Origin of the sequence: Photobacterium lucens (genome assembly GCF_009873615.1) — a bacterium.
GTDB classification, from domain to species: Bacteria; Pseudomonadota; Gammaproteobacteria; order Enterobacterales; family Vibrionaceae; genus Photobacterium; species Photobacterium lucens.
On record NZ_SSMG01000225.1, the window covers coordinates 1 to 10,250 of the forward strand.

General features: G+C 40.9%; 7 protein-coding genes. All 7 read right to left on the reverse strand.

The window, feature by feature from the left end; all coding sequences use genetic code 11:
- Positions 1 to 146: 146 nt before the first annotated feature.
- Entirely contained in the window at positions 147 to 1,103 is a 957-nt protein-coding gene (locus E5A76_RS10055) for a ChaN family lipoprotein (protein ID WP_161118847.1), read from the reverse strand.
- A gap of 128 nt (positions 1,104 to 1,231) precedes the next feature.
- The gene (rlmA, locus tag E5A76_RS10060; protein ID WP_161118848.1) at positions 1,232 to 2,062 is read right to left on the reverse strand and encodes a 23S rRNA (guanine(745)-N(1))-methyltransferase; all 831 of its coding nucleotides are present in this window, start codon (positions 2,060 to 2,062) and stop codon (positions 1,232 to 1,234) included.
- Positions 2,063 to 2,198: 136 nt separating this feature from the next.
- Positions 2,199 to 3,473 carry a sigma-54-dependent transcriptional regulator gene (locus E5A76_RS10065; protein WP_161118849.1) on the reverse strand — a complete coding sequence of 425 codons (1,275 nt, stop codon included), beginning with the start codon at positions 3,471 to 3,473 and terminating at the stop codon, positions 2,199 to 2,201.
- Positions 3,463 to 5,847, reverse strand: coding sequence for an ATP-binding protein (locus E5A76_RS10070; protein WP_161118850.1), 2,385 nt, complete (start codon positions 5,845 to 5,847; stop codon positions 3,463 to 3,465). Before E5A76_RS10070 ends, E5A76_RS10065 begins: the two co-directional genes overlap by 11 nt.
- Entirely contained in the window at positions 5,844 to 7,094 is a 1,251-nt protein-coding gene (locus tag E5A76_RS10075) for an ABC transporter substrate-binding protein (RefSeq protein ID WP_161118851.1), read from the reverse strand. The genes E5A76_RS10070 and E5A76_RS10075 overlap by 4 nt, the downstream gene beginning before the upstream one ends.
- Positions 7,095 to 7,318: 224 nt before the next feature.
- Positions 7,319 to 7,825 carry a YfbU family protein gene (locus E5A76_RS10080; protein ID WP_023931444.1) on the reverse strand — a complete coding sequence of 169 codons (507 nt, stop codon included), beginning with the start codon at positions 7,823 to 7,825 and terminating at the stop codon, positions 7,319 to 7,321.
- A 296-nt stretch (positions 7,826 to 8,121) separates the two neighbouring features.
- Positions 8,122 to 9,876: a formate--tetrahydrofolate ligase gene (locus E5A76_RS10085; RefSeq protein WP_161118852.1), complete on the reverse strand. Its 1,755-nt coding sequence runs from the start codon at positions 9,874 to 9,876 to the stop codon at positions 8,122 to 8,124.
- Positions 9,877 to 10,250 lie beyond the last annotated feature (374 nt).

The following is a 10,250-nucleotide window of genomic DNA, read 5'->3' on the forward strand; positions in this document are numbered from 1 at the left end:
ATCCTATTCAGTAATCAGAAAGGTAGTTATGGCATTATAATATGGCTACTAAGAGATATAGCTGTTATCTCCCAAAGAACCCCAACTGCTTGGCCGCCGATGGGGTTCTGCTCTATCTGGGCTATGTAAAATTATCTTCCCATCATCTATTCATAGCACTTTAATTCTTTATTTCTCATCATCATTTTTTTCATCGCTTTGTTTTGGTTATCTTTTTGTACATAACGTACAGGTAGTGGTGCCATGGTCACGCGGTAATCTTGAGCATTATCGGCTAACTTTTCTTTAGCGGTGATTGGGGTAACCAATGCGACGTTTAAGTTAGGATTGCGTGCTTTGATCCGAGATGCCGTGCCGAGTCCTTCCATGGTATGAAAACGACCAGCAACATGAATAATTTGCTTGTTTTGATGGTTCTTTAAATAGTCGACCATACTTTCTGCCATCGTATCGTCCCATGCGGTTTGAGCAGCAAACATACGCAGGTTTTGCTCTTCATTGCCATGATGCATCGAGTTTAAAAACTTAGTCTGATAGGCATCTTTATTGAGCGTGAGTGATTGTGCTACCCACGAACGCTCTGATGTTGGTAATTTATTGAGATAACCTGCCCCTTGTTTGCTAATACAGCGCACGATACTTTTGGGCGCATTAGCGGCAATCACATCTAATTTATTTTGTTTAGCAAATTCAACTAACGGGCGGTAATCACTGTCGTAGTTTGGCCATGCATTAGCTTCTGATACCAGTGTTCGCTCACCAATTTCACCTGCAAGGTATTGATCGACAATGGCTTGTTTATCTCGGGTGAATTGCTCCATTGAGAGCGCCATATTTGGGTTTTGTTGGTATAAGGCTGCAAACAATTGGCTCTGTAATAGGTGAGCTGCAGGGTGACTGTGCCATTCGCCAACCAAAATAATATCGGCGTCTTTAAGTGCTAAGGCTAATTGGTTAACGCTTAATGTGTTTCCTTGTGCAGAGGTGATCGTGTAATCGTAAAAGGTACTTGGGGGGGAAACAGGAGCTGGAGAGTGATTTGAAGAAGCACAGCCGGTTAATACCGTTGCAAGGCTAAGACTTAGCGCGAGCCATTTATTCATTACTGATATCCCTAAAGATGAACTTATTTTAAGAGTAGGAAATAAAACGCAGTAATGAATAATACTGTTAATGCGAGTTATTATCAATTGACAGTAACTCGCATTTGAGTGTGGAGAGATAATGTCGATTATTGGCGACGGTAAACTCGAATTGCAAAATCTGCTTCGCAGAAGAAATCTTTCGCTTCACCGAGTTGTTGCCATACTTGCTCTGATGTTTTCCACGCAAACGGCGTCATTTGCATTAACGCTGTCGCTTCTTCACCGCTTAAAGACATCTCGTAATGTAGTTGCTCATCTGCAATCAATTCAAAGCCAGGGATCGTTTCAACAGGCACATCGTGTAGACGTACACCATCGTAAATCAGCTCTTTTAATTGGTATAAATGACGAGGTGCAGGGGTTACTGCAACTAAGATACCACCGGGTTTGATTGCACGTTCCAATTCTTCACCTTTACAAGGTGCGTAGATACGCACGACTCCATCAAAGAACTCATCAGCAAAAGGTAAACGGTGACTTGAAGCGACACAGAAATCACATTCAGGGTAGCGTTTGGCAGCATACTTTACCGCTACTTTTGAGATGTCTAAACCATGAACGGTAAGTGCAGGAAATTGTTGGCGTAGTTGTACAAACTCAGAAGTGTAGTAGCCTTCACCACAACCAATATCAAGTAGCTGGGTTGCATCTTCTGGCAATTGAGCGCGAAGTTGCGCCATCACAGCGTCACGAAGAGGCTGGTAATGGTCGGTATTAAGGAATAAACGACGCGCTTGCATCATCTCTTTATTATCACCAGGATTTTTCGAGCTTTTGTGGTGAGCAGGCATTAGGTTCACATAGCCTTCTTTTGCCAGATCAAATTGGTGGTTGTTACAACAACGGTAAGTTTTCGGTTGCTCGCCTTGCGTATTTAAAACCAGTGACGCATGGCATAGGGGGCATTGATAGGACATAAGAATAAACCAAAGCTGAAAAACAGCCGCTTAGTGTAATGGTTATTGTCTGTTGTCGCTAACGGATTTTGGTGCAAATAAAAAAGCCTTCAGTGACGAAGGCTTTTGCCGCAGGGTTTTAAGCGTAGAATCAGTGTTAGTGGCTTGGTCTAACTTTATATTCTGCTTTGTCTAATCCATGCTTTTTCATACGTAAATACAGTTTTTTACGTGGGATCTGCAAGTACGATGACACTTCATTAATACGTCCTGCAAACAGATACAATGCATCTTCGATGACTTGCTTTTCGTAACCATCCACAAGATCGTCGAGTGGGCTACTCATTTGCTCAATTGGTTTTGAACGCTCTTGTCCTGCCAATTTGACGATGCCAATCGCATACAATTCAGCGACGTTCTTTAGCTCTAACACGTTCCCCGGCCATTCATAACGACATAGGGTATTGATGTAAGCCTTATCAATAGTTGGTACTGACTTGTTTAGTTTCTTACAGCTTTGTTTTAAGTAGTGCTTAAAGATACTAGTAATGTCACTGCTGCGCTGACGTAATGTCGGTAAGCTAAAACGTACTTGGCTTAGGAAGTAGAATAGCTCAGGTAAGAATTGCTCACTTTCAACGAAAGGCTCTGGTGAACCTTCAAATAGTGCTAATAAACGTACTTCTTTCTTGCCTTGGCGCTCTTGCTCTAATAAGAAACGACATAACCACTGCTGGCTTTCTTTTGGCATGATATGTGGGTTGCTTAAACATAAACAACCTGTACGTGCAGAGATCATGCTACGTTGAAGATCGGGGGTACAAGTGATTGCTGAACCATCAATTTCTACCATTGGCCCTTGATGCAATGGGCTGTTTTTATGCAGAATTTTAGCAATGGTGTGACGGCCTGTGCCATTTTCACCTTCGATTAATACGTCTTTGGTAGAGTTTGCGACTTGTTTTAATTGCTCACGCACTTTAACGATTAATGGGCTATCACCTAGTAACAGTTCAGTAGCAGTGCTTTGCAAGGTTTTGCGTTGCTCAATGATCTGCTTACGTAATGGCAGATGCTTCTCTAACAGTTGGATAAGATCATTAGGTTGCAATGGCTTTTGCAGAAAGTCGATAGCTCCTTTTTTCAGAGCATCAACCGCCATTGGAATATCACCATGACCTGTGACGATAATGACAGGAATCTCGTTATCAAATTGCTGAATTTTTTCCAGCAACTCCATGCCATTTAAACCAGGCATGTACATATCAGTGACAATGACCCCAGTCCAGTGATAATCAAGCATGGCGATCACTTGAGTTGAGTCTGAGACGGTTTCAACATTGTAACCGGCTAACTCGAGCAACTCTTGGTAGGCATCTAGTACATCTTGATCGTCATCGACAATCAGTACATTAGTATTATCACTCATCATCTTTTTTTAACTCCAGAACAACCATCGCTCCACCTGTGAGACCAGAAGCGAGGTAGATGTTACCTTTTAACCTTGTCATGATTGAATTGCAGATGCTGAGACCTAACCCGAGTCCAACATCTTTGGTGGTAGTAAAAGGTACGAATAATTTATCAATAATGTCATTACTAAAGCCATGACCACTATCTAACACCGCGATCCTTATTCTATCTTTAGGGCTATCAAGTCGCATAATGGTTATTTGTCGCTGTTTACAACTTGCAACAGCATCACAGCTATTGACCAATAAATTGACTAAAACTTGCTCAAGTTGAACCTGATCGGCTTGGGCATAGATAGGTGTACTAATGGTATTGGCTATTGTTGTTTGTTGTACTTTGGCACGACTTTCAACAATGAGTATGGCTTGTTTGATTGACTCTTGAACATCCACTTGGGTTAATGGATTTGTCGCCGATTGCTTTTTGGCAAAACTTCGAAGACTGCTGATTAGTTTACTCATTCGGATAACTAAATCTTCAATTTTTCCTAAGTTATCCGGTATTTTTTCGTATTTTTGATGTTCAATGGCTAATTTAGCACTAAATAGACGAGTTGATATTGCCGATAGTGGCTGATTTAGCTCGTGGGCGAGTGATGTCATGGTTTGACCAACCGTTGCCATTTTAGCCGCTTGGATCAGTTCATCTTGGGTTGCAATTAAATCCCCTTCAATCCGCTTACGATCTTCAATTTCAGCTTTTAATTGCTGATTTCTAAGGGTTAATGATTGAGTTTTTTCGGCAACTTTATTTTCTAGCCAGCGGGTAGTTTTTTCTTGATCGGTAATGTCAGTGATGGTGATGATCACCTTATCCTGATTGCCATGTTTGAAGGTGCGAAAATCCAATCGAAGGTAGAATAAATGTTGTTTATCCGTGGTGTATGTCACGGTCATTTTATATGCGCCTAATTTACGTAATAGGCTATTTGGCTTAAATAGCAGGCTTAATCGAGTGGAGATCGGAGCATCAAATAAATCCCATAAAGTTTGATGTTGACTGATCTGATCGAAATTAAATTGTTTTAGTGCCTGTAAGTTCACGGATTCTACCACGCCATGCATGTTACAGGTGATCAGGCTTACTTGCGTATTGTTTATTAAATTCAAAGCATTAGAAGCTTGAATGTCTTGCATCTGACGGCAGAAATATCGCAGGTTATCGCCTAAAATGCCAATTTCATCTTCACCTGTGGTGGAGATTTTCGCGTTAAGATCGCCTTTTGCAACGGCATGCAAATCTTTACTGAGTAGATTGAGTCGATTAACGATACCGTTGCCAACCAAATACACTGAGAGAAAAATAGTTAATATGATCGTAATGAATACCACGCCAAACAACATATAGTTACTCATGGTAATGGCATGGCGGGTATCGTTATTTAAATTATTAAGCGATTGATCGGCATGCTCAACGAGCGTTTGGATCATGTTTTCTTGCTGTGTGAGTCGTTGCTTAATATCGACCTTCGCGCGGTTGATTTGTAAGCTTAAAATCATATCACGCTTAAGTTGTTGCTCAAGTTGACCACCGGGTTTCACCAATACCGTAAATTTCTCTAATAGCTGACGGAAAGTGACGCTTGATGGATAGCTACGAATTTGCTGGCTGATAATATCGACTTCATCTGCTTTATGACCGATGAAGTTGAAAGCATTTTTAAGATCACGATCTTGACGTTGTTGAATGATTTCCACGACCAGTTGGTGCAGTTCATTTTCTTTTACTGTGATTGCTTGGATCAGTGAAAACTCGTTCATTACGTTATTGACGACATCAAGCTGAACCGCATCTTTTTTGTGTTCATGACGATTAATGTTATTGAGTTTCCATTCGACTTCTTGGCGCAATGGTACTAGTTCATCAATAAGATCATGGTGAAGCCATTTCAATTTGTTGGCCGTTTGGCTTAAAGCAAACAAATCACTGTTACGTTGTTGTAGCAGTTTGGTGTAGTTATCAATTTGCTGCACCAATACTTGATGCCCTGATTTGATAGCAGGGTAGTGGTGTAATTTGGAAATACGGTTAATCGCCGTACTAATGTTAATTAGGGTGTGATTGATATTACTTTTGATAGCATCGTGTTTGAGTGGATTGGTATTTTGCCCTAATAGATTCAGGGTTGATTGTAATTCAGCGGTATTGCGTTCTAACTGATAACTTGCCTGCACAATGGGCATGTTATTGTGGGTAATGGTTTCAATTTGTGTGCTGAGTTTTTCCCAATTTAACACGGCGATTAAGCTGACTGAGATGGTGAGAAATGCCATCAAGATAATCGACATAATAAGACGACTACCAATTGTTTTTTTGTTGATGTTGCGGATCATTGCAATGCTGTTTTCCCGTTAATAATCGTATAGCTTAATGCGATGGCTTGCTCTAATTGCATTGCCATTTTTACCCGCCATTGTTGTCGATAATTATGTACCTGCGGGTTGTCTCGAAAAAGAGATAGCTCATGATATACCTTATCTTGCATATCATCTATGCTGACGGGAGAGGTTGATGCTAGTTGCTTCGCTAAAATAAAATCTTTTTGCTGTTCCTCGGTTAATGTATCTGCTGTTTTTTCGATTGAATGTAGCAATTGCCATGCTTGATTTAGCTTTGGCAGTTGGTTGCTGATCGTCTGCTCAAACAAGTGTTTTACTAGTCCTGAACGCTGCTGAATGACTTGATAGTCTAATGTTTTTTTATTGAATGTTTGCGCGATAAAATCATTATGGGCAATTTGTTTTGGATGGATCAAATGCTCATATATGGCAGTGTTCTCATCACAGCGTTGAAACAGTAATAAATTAACGAACTCTTTAGCAAAATCAGAGCGATATTTGTTTTTTACTATCGCAACATAGTGCGGCAATAATGGACTTTGTGGTTGATAAAGAAAATCAACATAGGGAAATTGTGCTTTATAGTGACGAGCGTAACTGTCAGTCACAGGGCCGACACCAATGAGACCACGAGAAATAGCTTCACTGAGCGCAAAAGCATTGGTTTCGACTGACGCGAAATTGCCGCCCAGTTGATACAGCAGACGCCAACCTTCCTCCCAACCGTATTCTTGTAAGATGCTTTCAATCATTAAGTGAGTGGTATTAGAGCGATAAGGGCTACTAATACTGATATGGCGAAAGAAATCTGGTTTCGCGAGATCTAACCAAGTTTGCGGTGTAGGCAGGTTATTGTTAGTTAAATAACGCTGGTTCCACAGTAAGCCAAATCCGGTATGACCAAATGCAATAATATCTTCAGAAAGCTGTTGCTGCTCTTTTCTTGCTTTGGCTTTACCGAAAGGAAGCAGTTGTTGGCTGTTGATCAGTGGTTGGAAAAAAGTGGGTGATGATGAAATGATAATATCAATATTCTTTTTCTGATCGTCTAGAAAACGTAAGCCAGAAGCTTCACGGCGTTGGATCACTTTGATATTACTTTGTGGATGCTTTTCTTTGAATCTATCAATGATCGGACTTAACCCTTCTTCTGAGAATGTTGTCAGAATAACTAAATTAGGGGTTGCTTGTGCGATGATCGGTGTTGCTACAACGAGCAGCAAGATAAAGATGTGGAGCATTTGAGTAATGATTCCTAGCGTATCAGACTGAATATTTATGGCTTTTTTATATTATGTCTGTAGCTATACCATTAGGCTGGCAAGGATGCTTTATATCAATAATAAACTATGGACGATCTCACAAAAATAGCACTCAGTGTTCTTTGATGAGCTATTTCTGGTCAATAAATAGGAAACGAAAAAAGCCGAGTATGATACTCGGCTTATTCATGAATATGCGTATATTATGCAGTTAAGATTTGTTGGATCTCATTGCATGATAAGTGGTATTGACGAGGACAGTTGCGCCATACTTTTAACATACGCTGGTATTTTTCTAGCATAGGAACGTGGCTATTAAAGCGGTGCTCATTTTTCTCAAATTGAGGGTATAGTCCTTCTTCATCAACAAGGAAACGAACATAGTTAACAAGCTGTGCTTCAGTTGCAGCATCAAAACCTAGGAACTGTAAGCGACGTTGATCGATATCTTTTGCGCCATCACAACGGCAATCTTCAAGGTTAAATGACTCTTGCAGGGCATGGTACATTTCCATGAAGTCGATTACTTCACGACAATCTTGCTCAGGTAAATCGCCAAAGTCTTTATCAAGTTCACGCATTTGTAGACCGTAACCACGTTCAACGATGGTTTGAAGGCGACGGTATTTCTCTGCGTTCTCAGGTGTCAATTTAGACATTAAGTAGTATTGGTTAGATAGAATTAAACGTTGAGCGTTTGTCATTTCCATTTAAGGTGGCCTCATAGATATTTATTTTCTGCCAATGAGAGTAGCAGGTTAGGTATAAAAAAAAATGATCTGACCCCGATTAGGCATCTTTTTTTGTTACTTTATGTTATTGAAATAAAACCCTTTAAATTTATAAGGTATTGATTTAAATGGGTGGTACTGATAAGTATTAACCTTGTTGTTATACGAATAGTATAAAAGATACAAATGGTTACATGAGTGTGAAGAGGGAGTTGGCGAGAGGATAGAAAGCAGATTCCCCTTTAAAGTCTGTCTCAATAAAGGGGAAAAGGTAGTTAACTTAGACCGATAATATTGCCGTTTTCATCGATATCTAAGCTCATAAATGCAGGTTTCTCAGGTAAACCTGGCATTGTCATTACATTGCCGCATAGCGCATAAATAAAGCCTGCACCGGCGCAAAGTTTGAGTTCACGAATAGGAACCGTGAAACCTGTTGGTGCGCCTTTTATACTCGGATCAGTCGAGATAGAAAGCGGTGTTTTCGCCATACAGATAGCAAGATCATCGTAACCTTGAGCTTTAAAGTGTGCGAGTTGTTGTTGGGCGAGTGGTGATAGCTCAACATGACTTGCTCCATAACCAACTTCAGCTATTGTCATGATTTTCTCTTCAAGCGGCTGGCTAAGTTGATACAAAGGTGTGAAGTTCGCTTGATGCTGACAAGCTTTTACCACGCACTCTGCCAGTGCGATAGCACCTTCACCACCTTTGCCAAAGGCTTCACTGATCGCAACATCAACATGAGTGGCAAAGTCAGCGTTATTGATCATGCTTTGCAGTAGTTCAAGCTCTGCATCGGTGTCTTGTGGGAAACGATTAATCGCCACTACCACAGGTACACCATAACGTGCGGCATTATTGATATGCCATTTTAGATTATCAAAACCCGCAATAAGGGCTGCATTATCTTCTTCAAAGATAGCAGCAGGCAGTGCTTGACCCGGACGTAAATCATAAAGCCCTGAGTTGGCTTTTAGACCACGCAGTGTCGCAACCACCACAGCACAATCAGGGCCACGATTAGCTTGCTGCGCTTTAATATTACAGGCTTTTTCAAACCCCATATCAGAGCCAAAACCGCCTTCAGTGATAACAAAATCACTCAGTTTTAATGCGATCTTATCTGCGATGATCGAAGAATTACCGTGTGCAATGTTCGCAAAAGGACCTGCATGGATAAGCGTTGGCACACCTTCTAATGTTTGCATTAGCGTTGGTTCGATGGCTTCACACATGGTAACAGCCATCGCGCCTGCGACTTGCAGATCTTCAGTGGTTACAGGTTTTCCATCGAGATCATAAGCCACCACGATACGACCAATGCGTTGGCGCATATCATGTAAATCATCAGCAAGCGCAAGAATGGCCATCAGCTCTGAAGCCGCGGTGATATCAAAGCCATCATGACGTTCTAAACCGTTAATGGTTTTACCTGGCTCGTTTTGACCAATGGTGATCATGCGTAATGCGCGATCGTTATGATCCATCACGCGTTTCCAGCAGATATTATTTATATCAATACGAAGAGCTGGCAAGCCTGTTTTGGCGCTGAATTCGTCATAACCTAAACGTGACTCATGATATAAGCGGGCATCTAAAGCTGCTGCTGCAAGGTTATGTACAGCCGTTACTGCATGAATATCACCGGTTAAGTGCAGGTTGAGTTTCTCCATTGGTGCAACTTGGCTATAACCACCGCCAGCAGCACCACCTTTTACCCCAAAGACAGGACCCATAGATGGTTGTCGGATACATGCCATAACAGAGCGATTAATCTTAGCTAAGCCTTGTGCTAAGCCAATGGTGGTTACTGTTTTGCCTTCACCAAGAGGGGTCGGCGTAATGGCGGTAACGACAACTAATTTACCTTCCTCTTTGTCAGCCAGTCTTTTTAGAATTGCAGGTTTAACTTTGGCTTTTAATGTTCCTTGCGGAGTGAGCTCTTGCTGTTGAATACCAGCTTGTTCAGCGATGTGTTCAATTGGCGTAAGTCGAGTGTCGCGGCAAATATCGATGTCGCTTTTCATATAGGCTTATTTCCTCACAGTAGAAACAATATGCTGGTTGCGTGAGAGCTCTATGAGTGGCTATAGATGCTGAATTTCATTGCTTTACTAGTCACGCAAACGTTTGCATTGCGTTTATATCACAATTTTATCATGGATAAACCATATTTTATCGATATAAATCTTAATGGTTATGTTTGGTAATGCTGTTATATGTACTAGGTAATTATTCGTTAATAGGGATGAATAGTAGAAGAATAATGATGTGATTAACTAGGTTAACAGAGTGATGAAGTATATCGATTGGCTTAGTGAAAGCAAATTTGTGAAGTTAACAAATAATGAAAACTCTGCTTTCACTTTTGGTTGTGGGTTTCCTAGCCAATAACCTTTAA